Origin of the sequence: Limosilactobacillus vaginalis, assembly GCF_025311515.1 — a bacterium.
Lineage (GTDB): Bacteria > Bacillota > Bacilli > Lactobacillales > Lactobacillaceae > Limosilactobacillus > Limosilactobacillus vaginalis.
In genome coordinates, this window is the sequence record NZ_CP104399.1 from 138,429 (window position 1) to 159,474 (window position 21,046).

Annotated in this window: 13 protein-coding genes, 3 tRNA genes, 3 rRNA genes, 1 riboswitch and 1 other annotated feature; of the genes, 18 read left to right on the top strand and 1 reads right to left on the bottom strand. The window is 44.0% G+C overall.

From position 1 onward, the window contains the following. The first annotated feature begins 3 nt into the window (after positions 1 to 3). The 17 genes from purL to N4627_RS00695 all read left to right on the top strand — a co-directional run bounded on the left by purL (position 4) and on the right by N4627_RS00695 (position 19,774). Positions 4 to 2,232 carry a phosphoribosylformylglycinamidine synthase subunit PurL gene (gene purL, locus N4627_RS00615; protein WP_260964811.1) on the top strand — a complete coding sequence of 743 codons (2,229 nt, stop codon included), beginning with the start codon at positions 4 to 6 and terminating at the stop codon, positions 2,230 to 2,232. Continuing rightward, complete coding sequence (gene purF, locus N4627_RS00620; protein ID WP_260964812.1) at positions 2,208 to 3,671, top strand: amidophosphoribosyltransferase; 1,464 nt, start codon at positions 2,208 to 2,210, stop codon at positions 3,669 to 3,671. The genes purL and purF overlap by 25 nt, the downstream gene beginning before the upstream one ends. Next, entirely contained in the window at positions 3,668 to 4,705 is a 1,038-nt protein-coding gene (gene purM, locus N4627_RS00625; RefSeq protein WP_003716186.1) for a phosphoribosylformylglycinamidine cyclo-ligase, read from the top strand. Before purF ends, purM begins: the two co-directional genes overlap by 4 nt. A 9-nt stretch (positions 4,706 to 4,714) precedes the next feature. Beyond that, positions 4,715 to 5,293, top strand: coding sequence for a phosphoribosylglycinamide formyltransferase (purN, locus tag N4627_RS00630; protein WP_003716185.1), 579 nt, complete (start codon positions 4,715 to 4,717; stop codon positions 5,291 to 5,293). A gap of 3 nt (positions 5,294 to 5,296) precedes the next feature. After that, positions 5,297 to 6,835 (top strand): bifunctional phosphoribosylaminoimidazolecarboxamide formyltransferase/IMP cyclohydrolase, encoded by a 1,539-nt coding sequence (purH, locus tag N4627_RS00635; RefSeq protein WP_003716184.1) that lies wholly within the window; start codon positions 5,297 to 5,299, stop codon positions 6,833 to 6,835. A gap of 65 nt (positions 6,836 to 6,900) precedes the next feature. Continuing rightward, complete coding sequence (gene purD / locus N4627_RS00640) at positions 6,901 to 8,157, top strand: phosphoribosylamine--glycine ligase (protein WP_040530546.1); 1,257 nt, start codon at positions 6,901 to 6,903, stop codon at positions 8,155 to 8,157. A 130-nt stretch (positions 8,158 to 8,287) separates the two neighbouring features. Further along, positions 8,288 to 8,974 (top strand): 2,3-diphosphoglycerate-dependent phosphoglycerate mutase, encoded by a 687-nt coding sequence (locus tag N4627_RS00645; protein ID WP_003716182.1) that lies wholly within the window; start codon positions 8,288 to 8,290, stop codon positions 8,972 to 8,974. A gap of 228 nt (positions 8,975 to 9,202) precedes the next feature. Continuing rightward, positions 9,203 to 9,296: riboswitch (THF riboswitch) on the top strand. A gap of 59 nt (positions 9,297 to 9,355) precedes the next feature. Then, positions 9,356 to 9,904 carry a folate family ECF transporter S component gene (locus N4627_RS00650; RefSeq protein WP_003716181.1) on the top strand — a complete coding sequence of 183 codons (549 nt, stop codon included), beginning with the start codon at positions 9,356 to 9,358 and terminating at the stop codon, positions 9,902 to 9,904. 199 nt (positions 9,905 to 10,103) lie between these two features. Next, a complete protein-coding gene (locus N4627_RS00655; protein ID WP_003716180.1) occupies positions 10,104 to 11,111 on the top strand; it encodes a hypothetical protein in 1,008 nt (335 codons plus the stop codon). A 95-nt stretch (positions 11,112 to 11,206) separates the two neighbouring features. Continuing rightward, positions 11,207 to 11,409 (top strand) — a binding site (T-box leader). Positions 11,410 to 11,466: 57 nt separating this feature from the next. Next, positions 11,467 to 12,720, top strand: coding sequence for a tyrosine--tRNA ligase (gene tyrS / locus N4627_RS00660; protein ID WP_003716179.1), 1,254 nt, complete (start codon positions 11,467 to 11,469; stop codon positions 12,718 to 12,720). Between the two features lie 539 nt (positions 12,721 to 13,259). Next, positions 13,260 to 14,834 (top strand): 16S ribosomal RNA (locus N4627_RS00665). 89 nt (positions 14,835 to 14,923) lie between these two features. Next, positions 14,924 to 14,998, top strand: a tRNA-Ile gene (locus N4627_RS00670). A 5-nt stretch (positions 14,999 to 15,003) separates the two neighbouring features. Beyond that, positions 15,004 to 15,076 (top strand) — tRNA-Ala (locus N4627_RS00675). Positions 15,077 to 15,234: 158 nt separating this feature from the next. After that, positions 15,235 to 18,156 (top strand): 23S ribosomal RNA (locus N4627_RS00680). A 76-nt stretch (positions 18,157 to 18,232) separates the two neighbouring features. After that, positions 18,233 to 18,349, top strand: a 5S ribosomal RNA gene (gene rrf / locus N4627_RS00685). The 16S, 23S and 5S rRNA genes sit together here with 3 tRNA genes alongside, the layout of an rRNA operon. A 5-nt stretch (positions 18,350 to 18,354) precedes the next feature. Then, positions 18,355 to 18,427: transfer RNA gene (locus N4627_RS00690), tRNA-Thr, on the top strand. 495 nt (positions 18,428 to 18,922) lie between these two features. Then, positions 18,923 to 19,774: an alpha/beta hydrolase gene (locus N4627_RS00695; protein WP_040531928.1), complete on the top strand. Its 852-nt coding sequence runs from the start codon at positions 18,923 to 18,925 to the stop codon at positions 19,772 to 19,774. 23 nt (positions 19,775 to 19,797) lie between these two features. On the opposite strand, the gene N4627_RS00700 is transcribed toward N4627_RS00695, so the two are convergent. Continuing rightward, positions 19,798 to 20,175, bottom strand: a complete 378-nt coding sequence (locus N4627_RS00700; RefSeq protein ID WP_260964813.1) for a PaaI family thioesterase — start codon at positions 20,173 to 20,175, stop codon at positions 19,798 to 19,800. Positions 20,176 to 20,207: 32 nt separating this feature from the next. On the opposite strand from N4627_RS00700, the gene menB reads away from it, so the two are divergent. Beyond that, the gene (menB, locus tag N4627_RS00705; protein WP_003717942.1) at positions 20,208 to 21,029 is read left to right on the top strand and encodes a 1,4-dihydroxy-2-naphthoyl-CoA synthase; all 822 of its coding nucleotides are present in this window, start codon (positions 20,208 to 20,210) and stop codon (positions 21,027 to 21,029) included. Positions 21,030 to 21,046 lie beyond the last annotated feature (17 nt).

The following is a 21,046-nucleotide window of genomic DNA, read 5'->3' on the forward strand; positions in this document are numbered from 1 at the left end:
ACAATGGAACAGGCAATGACCCCTGAAGAAATTAAAAAGCAAAAACCATATCTTGACTGGAGTCTAAGCGAAGATGAGTACAACTACATTAGCGAAAAGCTTCTTGGCAGGTTGCCAAACTATACTGAAACCGGATTGTTTTCCGCAATGTGGAGCGAGCACTGTTCTTATAAAAAGTCAAAACCTGTTTTAAGGCTTTTTCCAAATAAGAATTCCCGTGTTTTGCAAGGCCCTGGTGAAGGTGCAGGAGTTATTGACATTGATGATGGTCAAGCCGTGGTCTTCAAAGCAGAAAGCCATAACCACCCAACTACTGTAGAACCATATCAGGGAGCTGCTACTGGGGTTGGCGGAATTCTTCGTGACATTTTCAGTATGGGTGCTCGTCCAGTTGCCTCACTTGATTCTCTTCATTTTGGCGAACTAACTGATCCAAAGATGCGGATGAAGGTCGATGGAACGGTGCGGGGAATTGGTGATTACGGTAACTGTATGGGAATTCCCACAATTGCCGGTGAAACAACTTTTGATCCGTGCTACCAAGGAAATCTTTTATGTAATGCGATGAGTGTTGGCTTGATGGACCAAAAAGATCTCCAAAAAGGGAAGGCAGCTGGAATCGGTAATGCGGTAATGTATGTCGGTGCGCAAACCGGTCGTGACGGAATTCATGGTGCAACCTTTGCATCTGCTGATTTTAGTGATGAGAATGCCACCCAGCGTTCTGCGGTTCAAGTCGGTGATCCCTTTATGGAAAAGCTTCTTTTAGAGGCTTGCCTGGAAGTTATCACTAAGCACCCTGACTGGCTAGTTGGTATTCAGGATATGGGGGCAGCCGGAATTGTTTCTTCAAGTGCCGAAATGGCATCTGAAGGGCAAAGCGGCATGGAGCTAAACCTTGACCTCGTTCCTCAACGTGAACCAAATATGTCAGCTTACGAAATTATGTTAAGTGAATCGCAAGAACGGATGCTCCTGTGTGTAAATAAGGGCCACGAAGAAGACGTTAAAAAGATCTTTGACTTTTATGACCTAGAAGCAGTGACGATTGGTCGGATTACTGCTGGTCACGATTACGTTCTCTACCATGATGGACAAGAGGTCTGCAATATTCCTGTTTCTAGTTTGACCGATGATGTATTGGAAGAAGCTAGTGAGGAAAAGAAACCAGCGCGGATTTCAGTAGCAGAAAAGCAAACTGCCTGGGTACCAACCATTAGCGATGCTGAACAAACATTACGAAATCTTCTTCAACAATCAACAATCGCGGATAAGAGCATTTTTTATCAACAATATGACTCGCAGGTACGGACAAGCACGGTGGTCGGTCCCGGAAGCGACGCTGGTGTCTTGCGTGTTCGTGGGACCCGTAAAGGCCTTTCAATGACAACCGATGGTAATGGACGCTTCGTCTATTTGAGTCCGGAAATTGGTGGTCAAATTGCCCTTGTTGAAGCAGCGGCTAACATTGTGGCTAGTGGTGCTGAGCCATTAGGAATTACCGATTGCTTAAACTATGGTGACCCTAATGATCCCGAAATTTTCTGGGAACTTCACCAATCTGTTAAGGGGATGGCTGATGCCTGCCGGGTATTTGATACTCCGGTTATTTCAGGAAATGTCTCGTTATATAACGAAAATAATGGTAAAGCAATCCACCCAACACCAATGGTCGGAATGGTTGGACTGATTAAGGATATTCAATATGTTATCCCATCATTTGTTCAGCATGCTGGCGATAAGGTATACCTTGTTGGTAAAACGGGGAATGACTTTGCGGGTACAGAAATTCAAAAGATGCTTACCGGTGATATTAGTGGTGTTCTTAACTCGTTTGATATGGAACACGTTCATGACTACATGATGCGTCTTCTTACTGCAATGCAGCAGGGCAATGTTGCAAGTGCTCATGATCTAAGTGAAGGTGGCCTTGGAGTTGGCCTTGCTGAAACATTGTTTAAGACAGATTTGGGAATGAATATTGATATTCGTCACCTGACAGCTGCTCAATTATTTAGTGAAACTCCGGGACGGTTTGTTGTGACAGTTCCTGATGCCAAGACAGTTGCTTTTGAAAAAACGATGGGTGCGGATGCACTGCTAGTTGGGGAAGTTACTAATACCCATTGGCTTGAAGCGCACTTGCAAGATGCTGAGATTAATCAAAATGTTGCTGAACTACAAAAATTGTGGGAGGAGGCGATCCCGTGCCAGCTGAAATCAAAGGATTAAATGAAGAATGTGGTGTCTTTGGCGTTTTTGGTGTTCAAGATGCAAGCCAGTTAACATACTATGGTCTTCATACCCTTCAACATCGTGGTCAGGAAGGTGCCGGAATCGTTTCGACCGATTCAAAAGAACTTTACCAGCATCGTGACCGGGGACTCTTAGCAAAGGTGTTTGCTAACCCGAATGAATTGAAGCGGCTAGTTGGTGACGCAGCGATTGGCCATGTTCGTTACGGTACAAGTGGGCATAACTCAATTGCCAATGTCCAACCCTTTTTGTTTCACTTCCACGATGGCGACGTTGCGTTAGCTCATAACGGAAATTTAACTAATGCCGTTACGTTACGGCGCCAGCTTGAGGATGATGGAGCGGTTTTTCAGTCAGATTCCGATACCGAAATTCTGATTCACCTAGTTCGGAAATACATTAAAGAAGGTTTTATTCCGGCCTTAAAAAAGAGCCTGAACATTGTCCACGGTGGTTTTGCCTTTCTCTTGCTACAAAAGAACAGGTTAATTGCAGCACTAGATCCAAATGGGATTCGCCCTTTATGTATTGGCCAATTGGAAAACGGTGCCTATGTAGTTGCTAGTGAAACATGTGCTCTAGACATTGTTAATGCTAAATTTATTCGAGATGTTCAACCTGGGGAACTGATTGTAATTGATCGTGATGGGTTACATATTGACCACTACACAACGAATACTCAATTAGCAATCTGTTCAATGGAATATATTTACTTTGCTCGTCCTGATTCGATTATTCACGGGGTAACAGTCCATAATGCCCGTAAACAGATGGGAAGGTTACTGGCAAAGCAATACCCGATTGATGCAGACATGGTTATCGGGGTTCCTAATTCATCACTATCCGCAGCATCAGGCTATGCGGAAGAGTCCGGATTGCCGTACGAAATGGGCTTGATTAAGAGCCAATATGTTGCCCGGACATTCATCCAGCCAACGCAGGCCCTTCGTGAACAAGGCGTTCATCTCAAACTATCTGCCGTTCGCGGGGTTGTTGCTGGCAAACGAGTAATCGTAGTCGATGATTCGCTTGTCCGGGGAACCACTTCTAAGCAGATTATTAAAATGCTTCGTCATGCAGGAGCTAAGGAAGTCCACATGTTGATTGCTTCACCGCCATTTAAATTTCCGTGCTTCTATGGGATTGATATTTCAACGCGGTCAGAGCTAATGGCTGCTCATTATTCAGTGTCAACAATGAAAGAGTTGATTGGCGCCGATTCCCTTCACTTTCTGAGTGTTGAGAATTTGATTAAGGCAATCAATATTCCGGATGCGGGGGATGCACCATATGGCGGCCTAACAGTAGCTTACTTTAATGGTGACTACCCAACTCCGCTTTACGATTACGAAGAAGGATATTTGAAGTCGCTAAACGAACAAGAAAAGCGGGCACGAAAGGAACTGAAATCATGAATCGCTATCAAAAAGCCGGTGTTGACGTAAATGCCGGATACGAATTAGTTAATCGGATCAAAGCGGCTGTTAAATCAACTGATCGCCCTGGTGTTGTTAGTGGCATTGGTAGTTTTGGTGGGATGTTTGACTTGGGAGAGTTACACATGGAACATCCAGTTCTCGTTTCGGGGACAGATGGTGTTGGAACTAAACTCCTGATTGCTCAACAAATGGGAAAACATGACACGATCGGTATTGATGTGGTTGCAATGTGTGTTAACGATGTCCTGGCTCAAGGGGCGGAACCATTATTTTTCTTGGACTACATTGCTACCGAACACAACCAGCCCGAGAAAATGGCAGAAATTGTCAGCGGTGTTGCTGCGGGTTGCCGTGATGCTGGTGCAGCGTTAATTGGTGGCGAAACAGCTGAAATGCCGGATATGTACGCGAAAGACGAATATGATTTAGCGGGAACGGTGACTGGAGTCGTAGAGAAAGAGGAGCTTTTAACCACGGCTCAACCACAAGCTGGCGATGTTCTTCTGGGATTACCATCTAGCGGGATCCACTCAAATGGTTTTTCCCTTGTTCGCCAGATTCTCTTTAAGGATCATGATGTTCAACTCGACGAAAAACCAGAGGCCCTTCATGGTGAGACGGTTGGCGAGACCATTTTAAAACCAACCCGGATTTATGTCCGTCAGGTTCTTCCCCTGATTCATCAAAAATTAATTAAAGGGGTAAGTCATATTACTGGCGGCGGACTGATCGAGAATGTTCCCCGAATGATTAGCGATCAATTACAGGCGGTAATCGATCACAAGTCATGGCCGACATTGCCAGTCTTTGATTATTTACAACAGCTTGGTCAGTTACCGCTGGCAGATTGCTTCCAAACATTCAACATGGGGATTGGCTTAGTGTTGGCAGTTGATCCTACTAATGTTAAACAGGTTCAAGAGAAGTTAAAAGAAGCAGGTGAGGCAAGCTACCAAATTGGTCACCTGCGTCAACGTCCTGAAAATGCTGAAAAGATTGAAATTAAGTGAGGTTTGAAAATGAGAGTTGCCATTTTCGCTTCCGGGAACGGAACAAACTTTGAAGTGCTAGCAAAGCATTTTCAAAGCGGTGATATTCCTGGTGAATTATCGCTGCTCTTTTGCAACCATCCAGATGCACCGGTAATGAAACGGGCACAGCGCCTTGGTATCCCTGCTGAAAGTTTCACGGTGAAATCCTGTGGTGGGAAGGAAGAGTACGAAAAACAGCTTTTACAGTTGCTGAAAAAGTATCAAATTGACTTTATTGCTTTGGCCGGTTACTTAAGGGTAGTTGGCCCAACGATCCTGAATCAATATGAACACCGGATCGTCAACCTTCATCCTGCATGGTTGCCAGAGTATCCAGGATTGCATTCGATTGAGCGGGCATTTAATGACCAGCGGAAACAGACTGGGGTAACTGTCCACTATATCGACGCTGGTTTAGATTCTGGACCAATTATTGCTCAACGGCACGTGCCAATTTTGCCTAGCGATACGGTAGAAACGTTGGAAGAACGGGTCCATGAAACCGAACACCAATTATATCCTGAAGCAGTAAAACAAGTTTTGACAGAGCTAGAGAAGGAGAATTAACTTATGAAACGAGCATTAGTAAGTGTATCTGATAAGACAAATTTGGTTCCTTTTGTTAAGGGACTGGTAGAAAACGGCTTTGAAATTGTTTCTACTGGCGGAACAAAGAAGGTTTTGGATGATGCAGGAATTAATACGATTAGTATTGAAGATGTTACCCATTTTCCTGAAATTCTGGATGGTCGAGTAAAAACATTAAATCCATATGTTCATGGGGGCTTACTGGCTCGTCGTGAATTACCAGAGCATATGAAGACTCTTGAAAAACTTAACATTACGCCAATTGATCTTGTCTGTGTAAACCTCTATCCATTTAAGGAGACAATTGAAAAGCCAGACGTAAAGCTTGCGGATGCGATTGAAAATATTGATATTGGCGGCCCAAGCATGGTCCGTTCAGCAGCTAAGAATTACCGTGACGTTACAATCGTCGTTGACCAAAACGACTATGATCAGGTGTTGGGTGAACTTAAGGAAAACGGCACGACAACATTGGAAACCCGTTCAAAGCTAGCTGCCAAGGCCTTTCGTCACACTGCCGCTTATGACGCATTGATTTCTCAATACCTAACTAAGGAAAATGGCCTAGAAGATCCTGAAAAGTTAACCTTGACTTGGGACTTGAAAGAAACGATGCGTTATGGTGAAAATAGCCACCAGAAAGCTTGGCTATACCAGGATGCACTACCAAAATCATTCTCGATTTTATCTGCTAAACAGCTTCACGGAAAGAAGCTTTCCTACAATAATATTAAGGATGCAGATGAGGCTCTTCGTTGCATCCGGGAATTTGATGAACCAGCAGTCGTTGCTATGAAGCACATGAACCCTTGTGGCATTGGCCGGGGTGAGAACCTAGAACAAGCCTGGGATCGTGCCTATGCTGCAGACACTGTTTCAATTTTCGGCGGAGTGATTGCGCTAAACCGAAAAGTTGATTTAGCAACTGCCCAAAAGATGCATAAGATTTTCCTTGAAATCGTGATTGCACCTGGCTTCGATGACGATGCATACGAAATTTTGGCAAAGAAGAAGAATATTCGTTTACTCAGTCTTGATTTCAGTAAGAAAGATGAACCAACCAAGCATGAAGTCGTTTCTGTAATGGGCGGGATGCTAATGCAAGAACAAGATACCCTCAAAGAAGACTATCATGACTGGAAGTGCGTAACTGATGTTCAACCAACCGAGGAACAATTAAAGACACTGATGTTTGCATGGAAGGCAGTTAAGCATGCTAAATCAAATGCAATTGTCCTCGCAAATGATGAACGGACGCTCGGTGTTGGTGAAGGTCAACCGAACCGGATTGATTCTCTCAAGATTGCTGTTAAGCATGCCGGAGATGATATTGACGAACGAACCGTAATGGCTTCAGATGCTTTCTTCCCATTTGGCGACTGTGTTGAATACGCTGGTAAGCATGGCATCAAAGCAGTCGTTCAACCCGGCGGCTCCATCCGTGATCAAGAATCAATCGACATGGCCAACAAATACGGTATCGCCATGGTCACCACTGGGGTAAGACACTTTAGACATTAGAGTGCGAGCCAGAACACAAGCCACCAACAAAAATGATTATCCAACATCGAATTCAGGAGGATCTCATGACAGATAAAGTTAATTTATTAGTGATCGGCGAAGGGGGTCGCGAATTTGCGATTGCCAAAAAGCTGAAGGAAAGCACTAGTGTAGACCATGTTTACTGTGCACCAGGGAACGTGGGGATGCCAAGCGTTGGAGTTGAGCCAGTGGCAATTGCTGAAAACGACTTTGCCGGTTTGATTAAATTTGCAAAAGATCACGATATTAAATGGACGTTTGTGGGACCCGAAGATTGCCTGGTTGATGGTATTGTAGATGACTTCCATGCAGCTGGATTAAAGATTTTTGGTCCTGATGCTCGGGCAGCGCAACTAGAGGGTTCAAAAGATTATGCTTTGAACTTTATGAATAATTACGGTGTACCAACTGCTAAGCATGCTTCCTATCGTGACCAAACAGCGATCCTTGAACACGTGGATCAATTTGGGTACCCGGTTGTTATCAAAGAAAATGGCCTCGCTGGAGGTAAAGGAGTTGTGATTGCCCAGGATCATGATGCTGCGGTCCAGACGATTAAAGAAATGTTTGCATCGGGGCAAGCCCGGATAGTCCTTGAAGAATGTTTAAATGGCCCTGAATATTCGATGTTTGTAGTGATCAGCAACGGTCATTATCGAATCTTGCCAATGGCACAAGACCATAAACGGGCTTATGACGGTGATAAGGGCCCGAATACTGGTGGGATGGGTTCGTATAGTCCGCTTCCCCAGTTATCGGCGGCTGATCGCCAACGAATGATTGATGAAGTGGTTAAACCAACGGTAGATGGGCTAGTGAAGGGCGAATACCATTATCATGGGGTCCTTTATATTGGACTAATGCTGACTACGGATGGCCCGAAGGTGATTGAATATAATGTTCGTCTTGGCGATCCAGAAACTCAGGTCGTCCTTCCACGCTTAGATACGGATCTTTATCAACTTGTTGATGCGGCAATTAATGATCAGCCTTTACCGGCAATTAGCGAGACCGCTGAAGCTAGTTTTGGTGTTGTGTTGGCTTCCAAAGGTTATCCACAAAAACCAATCCATGGTCAAGAATTAGGTTCCTTCCCTGAGGGCAGTGAAGTTGAAATCGACTATGCTAATGTGACGGGAACACTTAGTCATTTGCAGGGCGCTGGGGGACGACTGTTAATGGTTCTGGCCCAAGCAGGAACTCTTCAGGAAGCGCATGATCGTGTTTACGCATATTTAGAAAAGTTAGATCAACCGGAATGCTTTTACCGTCATGATATTGGCGCAAAGGCGGGGTTGTAGATCCATAATCGCGATTAATTTCACAAGATCGATGCTTCTCCTATTGGATTTTTTCAATGTTTGGATTAAAATGATTAGGTAATGCTGTATAGTAGTATAGCGATTTTAAGAAGAAAGAGGTCATTAAAACATGGCAAAACTAGTTTTAATTCGTCACGGCCAAAGTGAATGGAACCTTGCTAACAAGTTCACTGGTTGGATTGATGTTGATTTGAGCGAAAAGGGTGTTGAACAAGCTAAGGATGCTGGTAAGGCCCTTAAGGAACATGGTATTCAATTTGACTATGCATACACTTCAGTATTGAAGCGTGCTATCAAGACATTGCACTATGCTCTTGAAGAATGTGACCAACTTTGGATTCCTGAAACCAAGACTTGGCGCTTGAATGAACGTCACTATGGTGCTTTACAAGGCCTTAACAAGAAGGCTACTGCTGAAAAGTACGGTGACGAACAAGTTCACATTTGGCGTCGGTCATACGATGTTTTACCTCCATTGCTAAAGGCTAGTGACGAAGGTTCAGCATTACATGATCGTCGTTACGCTAACTTGGACCCACGGACAGTTCCTGGTGGTGAAAACTTAAAGGTTACCTTGGAACGGGTTATTCCTTTGTGGCAAGATGAAATTGCTCCAAAGCTTCTTGATGGCAAGAACGTTATTATTGCAGCCCACGGTAATTCTCTCCGTGCTTTGAGCAAGTACATCGAAAACATTTCTGATGATGACATCATGAACCTTGAAATGGCTACTGGTCAACCAGTTGTTTACGACTTTGACGATAAGCTTAATGTTTTAAGCAAAGAAAAGTACTAAAATAATTAATTGAAGATAAGAGCCTAATAGGGTTCTGGAGTTCGGCATTACCGGGCACCAGAACCCTATTTTTGATAATTAAATGGTTACTCTGAACCAATATGGTAATTCTTTGTTAAATAAAACACGAACTATATATATTTATATCAGTATTTAATTTAAGCAATTTTCCATATAATTTTACCAAAATCATTGAATATTATCCGTGGTTGAGATATATTATTGGGTGTTGGGGTAGGAATTACCGAGTTATTGTCCAGCGGAACGGAATGTGAACGCTGGAAGGAAGCATTAGCTGCTTGATAATTTCGCATTCACCACAGAGACACCGGTCAATGTGTTCCCTAACAGAATAAATTTTTAAGTAGGGAGTGGATTGAGATGTCATCAATTTTATCTTTTGCTGGGCCGCGGTTTACTACTAAGCGGCTAACTCTTGCTGGAATGCTGATTGCCCTTGAGGTTGTTTTAGAAAAAATCTCAATTGGTGATCCAACCATTCTTAAATTTGGCTTTGGCTTTATTGCAACTGCCTTGATAGGTTACTATTTAGGACCGTGGATTGGTGGTTGGGCAATGGTGGTTAACGATATTATCAGTAACACTATTCTTAACTCTGGGACTGCCTTTTTCCCAGGCTTTACCTTTTCAGCCTTTATTTCTGGTGTGTTAGCGGGAATGTTCCTGTACAACCAAAAAATCACTTGGCAACGGGCGCTAATTTACGAGTTCTTCCAAATCCTAGTAACCAATGTCATCTTTACAACGCTTTGGATTTATATTATGAGCTTAAATACCGGAAGTACGGGGAAAACCTTCTGGGCACTTCTGCTTATCCGGTTGCCTAAAGAAGTCATTACTTGGCCTTTGGAGGGAATTATCGTTTTCCTTATTCTGAAGCGACTGAGCAAGATTAATTTGCGAGTATAATTTCTCTAGTAATTTAGTTAATTTTGACAAATAGTTTAATAGAGAATAATTAAAGTGCTGACCATCATTAATCGGCTTGCTGACTGTGGTGGCTAGCACTTTTTGAATTTTTTATGAAAAAAGCACCATGAAAATTGAGCTTTATTTGTTTTGTGTTATGATGAAAAATATATTCTGAAATAATTGGAGAGAGTATTAAATGAAGAAACGTTATCATTTATCCTTAAAACAGTTCGTTCATGACTTGAAGGAACTAGTTAAGCCGCATTACCAAGCTTCAATGTGGCCGCTTGGCGGAGTGATGATTATTTTCCTCGCATTATCGTTTATTATTGGTTATTTTGCCCAAGGAATATTGAGTTCAATGGGGATGGCCATGATGATGATTATGTACGGGATGGCATCACCTGCAGCAATTGGATTGGCTTTGCTTGAGTTGCTTCTTGCAATTATTGTTTTAGTAGCATTGTCATTCTTCTATTCATTCTTTACCACAGCTGCACAATTTACTTATCAAGATAAGGTTCGCCACCCTGAACAAGTTGTTAGTGCTGGATCAGTATGGATGCACTATAAGCATTTGCGGAAGAATCAATTATGGCGGATCATTCTTTACACTGGATTATTCGTATTCCTGTGGAGCTTGCCGTTAGATATTATTGGTGGGTTAGTTGCTAAAAACCAAGCATTAGTAATTGTTTGCCGGGTATTAAACGATATTGTAATGGCATGGAAGGGGATTGAATATTCCCAAGCTAACTTCCTTTACCGTGACCGTCAGCCACAATTCCTTGGTCAATCAATGCGTCACGCCCTAACTGCTAGTCGACGGTTTATGGGTGGCCGCAAGTGGAACTACCTATTGATTATGCTTGTTGTAATCTTTGTTCCAATGGTTGTTTGGGAAGCTATTTTCGGTGCCTTAGCATACTGGGGTATTTACACCGCAACTTACGTATTGGTATACATTGGGTTGCTGCTAATGATTCTTGGCTTTGCAGCATATTTGCCAGTGATATTTGCCAGTGGTGCTCTATACTACGAAGAAGCGAAGAAGACCGCTAACTTGGATGAAGACTTTGCGGACACGTTTAAGCCAGTTGCTGAATTAACTGGTGAGGCTTACGTTCATGAAGTTTATACACCAAAGAAAAAAGCAAAGAAAGCTAAACAAAAGCAGGATAAAAAGAAGCAAGAAAATAAATAATTCTTAGCTAAAGGGAAGTCACGAAAGAAATAGTTCTGGTGGCTTCCTTTTGATCTTGACAAAGTACTAATTCTCTAGGTACAATGACGGCAACAATAAAGGCGTTGATGTAATTTAGTAGTTTACCAACCGGTAGATTAGAGATTAGACGGTTGCTGAAAGTCTAACGAGGTTGGCTGACGAATTACACTTACGGAGCTTTTCAACTAAGAACGGATCGTCTCGTTATCGACTAGAGAGGTAATTACCGGATTGGTAGTTGCAATTCAAGGTGGTAACGCGGTAAATCGTCCCTGACTTCAATATGAAGTTGGGGGATTTTTTTGATCTGAAAGATGTTATAGGAGGCAATACGATGAACATTATTGATGAACTTGAATGGCGCGGTGCCATTAACCAAACCACTGATAAAGAAGCATTAAAGGAATTAACCGAAAATAAGAACATTGGCCTATACTGTGGAACTGATCCAACAGGTGATAGTCTTCATATCGGTCACTTAATTCCCTTCATGATTCTTAAACGATTCCAGTTAGCGGGGCATCACCCAGTTATTATCATTGGTGGTGGAACTGGTGCAATTGGTGATCCATCTGGACGGAAGACGGAACGGACCCTTCAAACTGAATCACAGTTAGAGCACAACAAGAAGGCTCTTACCGAACAAATGAAGAAGCTTTTCGGCACCGAGAACTTTACGATTGTTGATAACTACACTTGGTTAAAGAACTTCACCATGATTGACTTCTTACGTGACTTTGGGAAGCTCTTTAACGTTAATACAATGTTAAATAAGGAAGTTGTTGCTAGTCGACTTGATTCAGGGATTTCCTTTACTGAGTTTACCTACCAAATTCTTCAAGCGGTAGACTTCTTGCACCTTTACCAAAATAACAGTGTGCAACTTGAAATTGGTGGGTCAGATCAATGGGGGAACATTACTGCCGGAATTGACCTGATTCATAAGGTAGAAGGCCCCGACGCAAAGGTATACGGATTGACCATTCCATTGATGCTAAAAGCTGACGGGACGAAATTTGGAAAGACTGCTGGCGGTGCTATTTGGCTTGATCCGAAGAAGACTTCGCCATACGAATTCTACCAATTCTGGATTAACCAAGATGATCGTGACGTTGTTAAATACCTCAAATACTTTACCTTCTTATCTAAAGATGAAATTGATGAGTTAGCCGAAAAAGTTCAAAAGGAACCATGGAAGCGGGAAGCCCAACGTCGCTTAGCTGAAGAAGTTACCAAGTTTGTTCATGGCGAAGAAGGATTAGCCGAAGCCCAACGAATTACTAAGGCGTTGTTCTCGGGGGATGTTGCTGATTTAACTACTGAGGAAATTGAACAAGCCTTCAAGGATGTTCCTTCAGTAGAAGTAGCTAATGAAAAGAAAAACATTATTTTATGGTTGGTTGATGATACCAAAATTGAACCATCACGTCGTCAGGCACGACAAGATGTTGAAAACGGTGCTATCCATATTAATGGTGAAAAGGTAACTGATGTTGATGCAGAAATCGATCCAAGCAGTCATTTTGATGGCAAGTTCGTGATCGTTCGTCGCGGAAAGAAACGTTACTTCTTGGTTCGGGTAAAATAATTTAAAAAATAAATTGTTCAGCTTATGAGTGCTTTTGCCAAAAAATGGCGGGCACTCTTTTATTTTATTTTGAAACTTATTAACTATATTTGCCAATTTGAATTTAATGTTCGAATTAGTCGAATACAAATGAATGACTCTTCATATTTGATGTTGACGAAGAAATCAAAAGAAGGTATAGTATAGTTCCTGTTGAGAGATACAAAAAGTTATTTGTTTATCTGATTAATTACTTTTATTTCAATAAACATGTTGACTCGCTCTTAACAAGATGATATATTATAAAAGTTGTCTGTTGAGACTGATTGATGAATTAATTTGAAAATTATCTAAATTAATCATTGACGGCTTGAATGACATCTGATATAATTGAGTTGTTAGTCAGCGCTTATCGCTGACTAAGGTAGACCTTTGAAAACTGAACAAAGTTTCGACGAATCAAATGTGTAGGGTCTTCAATCATTACGATTTGAAGCAAAACATTTGCGAAGTCAATTCGCTTAATTAATTTGAATTAGAGCTATTCAAGTTCTTATATTTTATATGAGAGTTTGATCCTGGCTCAGGATGAACGCCGGCGGTGTGCCTAATACATGCAAGTCGAGCGCACTGGCCCAACTGATATGACGTGCTTGCACTGAATTGACGTTGGATTACCAGTGAGCGGCGGACGGGTGAGTAACACGTGGGCAACCTACCCTGAAGTGGGGGATAACATCTGGAAACAGGTGCTAATACCGCATAACAACGAAAACCACATGGTTTTCGTTTCAAAGATGGTTTCGGCTATCACTTCAGGATGGGCCCGCGGTGCATTAGCTAGTTGGTAAGGTAACGGCTTACCAAGGCAATGATGCATAGCCGAGTTGAGAGACTGATCGGCCACAATGGAACTGAGACACGGTCCATACTCCTACGGGAGGCAGCAGTAGGGAATCTTCCACAATGGGCGCAAGCCTGATGGAGCAACACCGCGTGAGTGAAGAAGGGTTTCGGCTCGTAAAGCTCTGTTGTTGGAGAAGAACGTGCGTGAGAGTAACTGTTCACGCAGTGACGGTATCCAACCAGAAAGTCACGGCTAACTACGTGCCAGCAGCCGCGGTAATACGTAGGTGGCAAGCGTTATCCGGATTTATTGGGCGTAAAGCGAGCGCAGGCGGTTGCTTAGGTCTGATGTGAAAGCCTTCGGCTTAACCGAAGAAGGGCATCGGAAACCGGGCGACTTGAGTGCAGAAGAGGACAGTGGAACTCCATGTGTAGCGGTGGAATGCGTAGATATATGGAAGAACACCAGTGGCGAAGGCGGCTGTCTGGTCTGCAACTGACGCTGAGGCTCGAAAGCATGGGTAGCGAACAGGATTAGATACCCTGGTAGTCCATGCCGTAAACGATGAGTGCTAGGTGTTGGAGGGTTTCCGCCCTTCAGTGCCGGAGCTAACGCATTAAGCACTCCGCCTGGGGAGTACGACCGCAAGGTTGAAACTCAAAGGAATTGACGGGGGCCCGCACAAGCGGTGGAGCATGTGGTTTAATTCGAAGCTACGCGAAGAACCTTACCAGGTCTTGACATCTTGCGCTAACCTAAGAGATTAGGCGTTCCCTTCGGGGACGCAATGACAGGTGGTGCATGGTCGTCGTCAGCTCGTGTCGTGAGATGTTGGGTTAAGTCCCGCAACGAGCGCAACCCTTGTTACTAGTTGCCAGCATTCAGTTGGGCACTCTAGTGAGACTGCCGGTGACAAACCGGAGGAAGGTGGGGACGACGTCAGATCATCATGCCCCTTATGACCTGGGCTACACACGTGCTACAATGGACGGTACAACGAGTTGCGAACTCGCGAGAGTAAGCTAATCTCTTAAAGCCGTTCTCAGTTCGGACTGTAGGCTGCAACTCGCCTACACGAAGTCGGAATCGCTAGTAATCGCGGATCAGCATGCCGCGGTGAATACGTTCCCGGGCCTTGTACACACCGCCCGTCACACCATGGAAGTTTGCAATGCCCAAAGTCGGTGGCCTAACCATTTGGAGGGAACCGCCTAAGGCAGGGCAGATGACTGGGGTGAAGTCGTAACAAGGTAGCCGTAGGAGAACCTGCGGCTGGATCACCTCCTTTCTAAGGAATAAAACGGAAACCTACACATCGAAGAAACTTTGTTTAGTTTTGAGAGGTTTACTCTCAAAACAAGATTATGACGCTTATTTGGGCCTATAGCTCAGCTGGTTTAGAGCGCACGCCTGATAAGCGTGAGGTCGATGGTTCAAGTCCATTTAGGCCCATATATGGGGAATTAGCTCAGCTGGGAGAGCACCTGCTTTGCAAGCAGGAGGTCATCGGTTCGATTCCGTTATTCTCCATTGCTAACCGCGAGGTTAGCGAGCTTGTACTTTGAAAACTAAATAATATCAATTTTCTTTATTAATTAATAAAACAAACCGAGAACACCGCGTTATTTTGAGTTTTTTAGAAATAATCGCTAACTCAATTAATCGGATAATCACGAAGTGATTATCAAGGTTAAGTTATGAAGGGCGCATGGTGAATGCCTTGGTACTAGGAGCCGATGAAGGACGGGACTAACACCGATATGCTTCGGGGAGCGGTAAGTACGCTTTGATCCGGAGATTTCCGAATGGGGAAACCCAACCAACTTAGTCGTTGGTTGCTTGACTAGTGAATCTATAGCTAGCAAGCGGTAGACGCAGTGAACTGAAACATCTCAGTAGCTGCAGGAAGAGAAAGAAAAATCGATTCCCTCAGTAGCGGCGAGCGAACGGGGAAGAGCCCAAACCAACGAGCTTGCTCGTTGGGGTTGTAGGACTGAACATTTGAGTTACCAAAGAGCGACGTAGTCGAAACAGTTGGGAAGCTGTGCCAGAGATGGTGAAAGCCCAGTAGACGAAACGGCACTCTCTCAGTTCAGGATCCTGAGTACGGCGGGACACGTGAAACCCCGTCGGAAGCAGCGAGGACCATCTCGCAAGGCTAAATACTCCCTAGTGACCGATAGTGAACCAGTACCGTGAGGGAAAGGTGAAAAGCACCCCGGAAGGGGAGTGAAATAGTTCCTGAAACCATGTGCCTACAAGCTGTCGGAGCCCATTAATGGGTGACGGCGTGCCTCTTGCAGAATGAACCGGCGAGTTACGATTGCATGCAAGGTTAAGGTGGAAAAACCGGAGCCGCAGCGAAAGCGAGTCTGAAATGGGCGTATGAAGTATGTAGTTGTAGACCCGAAACCAGGTGACCTACCCATGTCCAGGTTGAAGGTGCGGTAAAGCGCACTGGAGGACCGAACCCGTGTCAGTTGAAAATGGCTGGGATGAGGTGTGGGTAGCGGTGAAATTCCAAACGAACTTGGAGATAGCTGGTTCTCTCCGAAATCTCTTTAGGGGGAGCCTTGGGAATTAGAATCGTGGAGGTAGAGCTACTGTTTGAACAAGGGGCCCGTCATGGGTTACCAACTTCAGATAAACTCCGAATGCCATTGATTTATGCCCAGGAGTCACACGATGAGTGATAAGATCCACCGTGTAAAGGGGAACAGCCCAGATCACCAGTTAAGGTCCCTAAATATATGCTAAGTGGAAAAGGATGTGGAGTTGCATAGACAACTAGGATGTTGGCTCAGAAGCAGCCACCATTTAAAGAGTGCGTAATAGCTCACTAGTCGAGTGATTCTGCGCCGAAAATGTACCGGGGCTAAGCATATTACCGAAACTGTGGATGTGCACTACGTGCACGTGATAGGAGAGCGTTCTAAGGGCGGTGAAGCTAGACCGTGAGGACTGGTGGAGCGCTTAGAAGTGAGAATGCCGGTATGAGTAGCGAAAGACAGGTGAGAATCCTGTCCACCGAATGACTAAGGTTTCCTGGGGAAGGCTCGTCCTCCCAGGGTAAGTCGGGACCTAAGCCGAGGCCGAGAGGCGTAGGCGATGGATAACAGGTTGAGATTCCTGTACCAGTTAACTGCGTTTGACGATGGAGGGACGCAGGAGGCTAAGCAAACCTCACGATTGGAAGAGTGGGGCCAAGCAGTAAGTCAGGATGTGAGTCAAATGCTTACATCCGGGTTGACAAGCTGTGATGGGGAGCGAAATTACAGTAGCGAAGTTGCCGATGTCACACTGCCGAGAAAAGCTTCTAAGGAGCACGTTAACTGCCCGTACCGCAAACCGACACAGGTAGTCGAGGAGAGGATCCTAAGGTGAGCGAGTGAACTCTCGTTAAGGAACTCGGCAAAATGACCCCGTAACTTCGGGAGAAGGGGTGCTGGTCGCAAGACCAGCCGCAGTGAATAGGCCCAGGCGACTGTTTATCAAAAACACAGGTTTCTGCAAAATCGTAAGATGAAGTATAGGGGCTGACGCCTGCCCGGTGCTGGAAGGTTAAAAGGAAGGGTTAGCTTCGGCGAAGCTCTGAATTGAAGCCCCAGTAAACGGCGGCCGTAACTATAACGGTCCTAAGGTAGCGAAATTCCTTGTCGGGTAAGTTCCGACCCGCACGAAAGGCGTAACGATCTGGGCGCTGTCTCAACGAGAGACTCGGTGAAATTGAAATCCCTGTGAAGATGCAGGGTACCCGCGACAGGACGGAAAGACCCCATGGAGCTTTACTGTAGCTTGATATTGAGTGTTTGTACTGCTTGTACAGGATAGGTAGGAGCCATAGAAGTCGGAACGCTAGTTTCGACGGAGGCGTTGGTGGGATACTACCCTTGCATTATGACCACTCTAACCCGCAGCACTGAACGTGCTGGGAGACAGTGTCAGGTGGGCAGTTTGACTGGGGCGGTCGCCTCCCAAAAGGTAACGGAGGCGCCCAAAGGTTCGCTCAGAATGGTTGGAAATCATTCGCAGAGTGTAAAGGCACAAGCGAGCTTGACTGCGAGACAGACAGGTCGAGCAGGGACGAAAGTCGGGCTTAGTGATCCGGTGGTTCCGCATGGAAGGGCCATCGCTCAACGGATAAAAGCTACCCTGGGGATAACAGGCTTATCTCCCCCAAGAGTCCACATCGACGGGGAGGTTTGGCACCTCGATGTCGGCTCATCGCATCCTGGGGCTGTAGTCGGTCCCAAGGGTTGGGCTGTTCGCCCATTAAAGCGGTACGCGAGCTGGGTTCAGAACGTCGTGAGACAGTTCGGTCCCTATCCGTCGCGGGCGGAGGAAATTTGAGAGGACCTGTCCTTAGTACGAGAGGACCGGGATGGACATACCGCTGGTGTACCAGTTGTTCCGCCAGGAGCACCGCTGGGTAGCTATGTATGGACGAGATAAACGCTGAAAGCATCTAAGTGTGAAACTCGCCTCGAGATGAGATTTCCCATTCCTTCGGGAAGTAAGACCCCACAAAGATGATGTGGTAGATAGGATGGAAGTGGAAGTGCCGTGAGGCATGGAGCGGACCATTACTAATCGGTCGAGGACTTAACCAAGTTAAGCGGTAAGGTTTGGAAGAAGAGCGATATTGTTTAGTTTTGAGAGCGCAAGCTCGAACCCGCAAAGGGTAAGTGTGGTGATGATGGCTTGAAGGATACACCTGTTCCCATGCCGAACACAGAAGTTAAGCTTCAACACGCCAAAAGTAGTTGGGGGATCGCTCCCTGCGAGGATAGGACGTTGCCACGCTTGATGCTGACTTAGCTCAGTTGGCAGAGCACGTCATTAGTAATGATGAGGTCGGAGGTTCGAATCCTCTAGTCAGCATTATTAATATTTAAAGTCTATAGATTAAGTTAACCTTAAGTCTATAGGCTTTTTTGTTACGTTTAAATAAAATTGGTTATTTTTTAAAATCTGCTTTTAAATACGTGTAGTAAAAAGGAAACAATTATCAATTCTGGTTACTCCACTAAACAGTATAAATTAAAAATATTACTATAATCTTTTAACGCCATAGTGCATAAATCAAGATCGCTAAAATAATTACTCCCCACCAATTAAGGGAAATTTTTACTTTCAAGGATGTCCACACTCCTTCTAAAGATTAACAATCAACTATTTTACTATATTAAGTAGAGAAAATATACTAGGTGCTGTACTTGTGAACAAGGAATCATAGTTTTAGTAGATATTTACTATTATGAACCTACTCTTTTTATTTTTAACTTTTACTAAAAAACACCTTAGTTTATCAATAGTAAATTATTTGTTACAATCAAAACGGCTGAGAGATTTTGCATCAAAGGAGTTATGACTGAAATGAAGAAAACAATTGATGTTAAGACAGTTCGTGATGGTTTATGGATGGATACGAATGTTACTTACGCTCAAGTACCAGGCTGGCTGGGTAATACTACCCGGGATCTTAAATTAACAGTTATTCGTCATTTTCAGAATGATAGTGATAAACGTTATCCGGTAATTTTCTGGTTCGCTGGTGGTGGCTGGATGGATACTGATAATAATGTTCACTTACCTAACCTGGTTGATTTTGCCCACGATGGTTATATTTTAGTGGGGGTTGAATACCGTGATAGTAATAAGGTTCAGTTCCCAGGACAATTAGAAGATGCCAAAGCTGCTATTCGCTACGTTCGGGCTAATGCAGATCGTTATCAAGCTGACCCAGATCGCTTTGTTGCAATGGGCGAATCTGCCGGTGGTCATATGGTTAGTATGCTTGGTGTTACTAACGGTCACCGAGAATTCGATAAGGGTGATCATCTTGATGTTTCAAGTGATGTTCAGGTTGTTGTTCCATTCTATGGAGTAGTTGATCCCCTGACAGCTAAGGAGGGGAGCGCTACTGATGACTTTGATTTTGTTTATCGCAACTTATTAGGTGCAGAACCTGAAGACGCGCCAGAACTCGATCGGGCAGCTAATCCACTATCGTATATTGATCAACAAACTGTACCATTCTTAATTCTCCACGGAACTAAGGATATGGTGGTTCCGCTAAAAGATAGTGAGCAACTCTATGATAAGTTAATCGAAAATCAAGTGCCTGCTGATATGTATATTCTTAACGGTGCTGGTCATATGGATGCTCAATTCCTACAACCACAAGTATTTGAAATTATTAAGAACTTTTTGGCAAAGCATTTATAAAATAAAATTAGCGGTAGGAATAACTAGCTATCTAGAGTGGTATTTAGCAAGGAAACGGTGCTATTGCTAGTAATTTGATCATCATTAAAGGTTTGAACTTGCCAAGTCTGGATTCTTCGACCCAATTTCAACGGAGTAGCGACGGCTTTGAGGACCCCTGTTTTAACGGCACGTAGGTGGTAAGTATTAATATCGACCCCTGTTGCTACTTGGTGACGATCATTGTTAGTTAGCCAAGCATTGGCCCCTAGAGAAGCAGCCGTTTCGGCTAGAATGGCGTTGATTCCGCCATGAACAATGCCAAAGGGCTGTTTTATTTGATCAGTGACGTTGATACTAATGATTACTTGATTAGCAGTTACCGTTTGAATTTTAATTCCTAAGTATTGTAATAGATTCATAATATTCACCTCATATTGGAAGGAAGCTTAAAATGACAAGTGTAGATTGGAAAAATGTTAAAGATTATTCGGAAATTATTTTTGAACGAGCTGGAAAGATTGCAAAGATTACCATGAATCGTCCCAAGAAAATGAATGCCTTTACGCCAGTAACAATTCAAGAAATGATTGATGCTTTTACGATCTGTCGTGATGATAGCACAATTGGCGTGATTATTCTAACTGGAGCGGGTGATAAGGCATTCTCTTCTGGCGGTGACCAGGGAGTTCGTGGAAACGGTGGATATGTTGGTCCAGATCATATTGCTCGCTTAAATGTTTTGGATCTTCAGCATCTCATTCGAATTATTCCTAAACCAGTAATTGCAATGGTTAAAGGATGGTCCGTTGGCGGTGGTAATATTTTGCAATTAGTTTGCGACTTGACAATTGCTGCTGACAATGCAAAATTTGGCCAAACTGGTCCAAAAGTTGGGAGCTTTGATGCTGGTTATGGTTCTGGTTACTTAGCTCGAGTAATTGGTCATAAACGAGCTAAAGAAGTTTGGTTTTTAAACCACTTTTACTCAGCTGAGGAAGCTTACCAAATGAACTGGATTAACAAGGTTGTACCATTGGATCAGGTTGAATCAGTTACCCTTGATTGGTGTAATGAAATTCTAAAAAAATCACCAACTGCATTGCGCTTTATCAAAGCAGCAATGAATGCTGATACGGATGGCCTAGCTGGTCTTCAGCAGCTTGGTGGAGATGCTACGATGCTTTTCTACACGACTGATGAAGGAAAAGAAGGTCGCGATGCGTTCAATCAAAAACGGGATCCAAACTTTGACCAATTTCCAAAATTTCCTTAAGCTGGTGATGTTACAAG

Excerpts from the sequence above, each read along its gene's own strand:
- purL (WP_260964811.1), top strand. The coding sequence starts at position 4 with ATGGAACAGGCAATGACCCCTGAAGAAATTAAAAAGCAAAAACCATAT.
- purM (WP_003716186.1), top strand. The coding sequence starts at position 3,668 with ATGAATCGCTATCAAAAAGCCGGTGTTGACGTAAATGCCGGATACGAA.
- purN (WP_003716185.1), top strand. The coding sequence starts at position 4,715 with ATGAGAGTTGCCATTTTCGCTTCCGGGAACGGAACAAACTTTGAAGTG.
- purH (WP_003716184.1), top strand. The coding sequence starts at position 5,297 with ATGAAACGAGCATTAGTAAGTGTATCTGATAAGACAAATTTGGTTCCT.
- purD (WP_040530546.1), top strand. The coding sequence starts at position 6,901 with ATGACAGATAAAGTTAATTTATTAGTGATCGGCGAAGGGGGTCGCGAA.
- N4627_RS00645 (WP_003716182.1), top strand. The coding sequence starts at position 8,288 with ATGGCAAAACTAGTTTTAATTCGTCACGGCCAAAGTGAATGGAACCTT.
- N4627_RS00650 (WP_003716181.1), top strand. The coding sequence starts at position 9,356 with ATGTCATCAATTTTATCTTTTGCTGGGCCGCGGTTTACTACTAAGCGG.
- N4627_RS00655 (WP_003716180.1), top strand. The coding sequence starts at position 10,104 with ATGAAGAAACGTTATCATTTATCCTTAAAACAGTTCGTTCATGACTTG.
- tyrS (WP_003716179.1), top strand. The coding sequence starts at position 11,467 with ATGAACATTATTGATGAACTTGAATGGCGCGGTGCCATTAACCAAACC.
- N4627_RS00695 (WP_040531928.1), top strand. The coding sequence starts at position 18,923 with ATGAAGAAAACAATTGATGTTAAGACAGTTCGTGATGGTTTATGGATG.
- N4627_RS00700 (WP_260964813.1), bottom strand. The coding sequence starts at position 20,175 with ATGAATCTATTACAATACTTAGGAATTAAAATTCAAACGGTAACTGCT.
- menB (WP_003717942.1), top strand. The coding sequence starts at position 20,208 with ATGACAAGTGTAGATTGGAAAAATGTTAAAGATTATTCGGAAATTATT.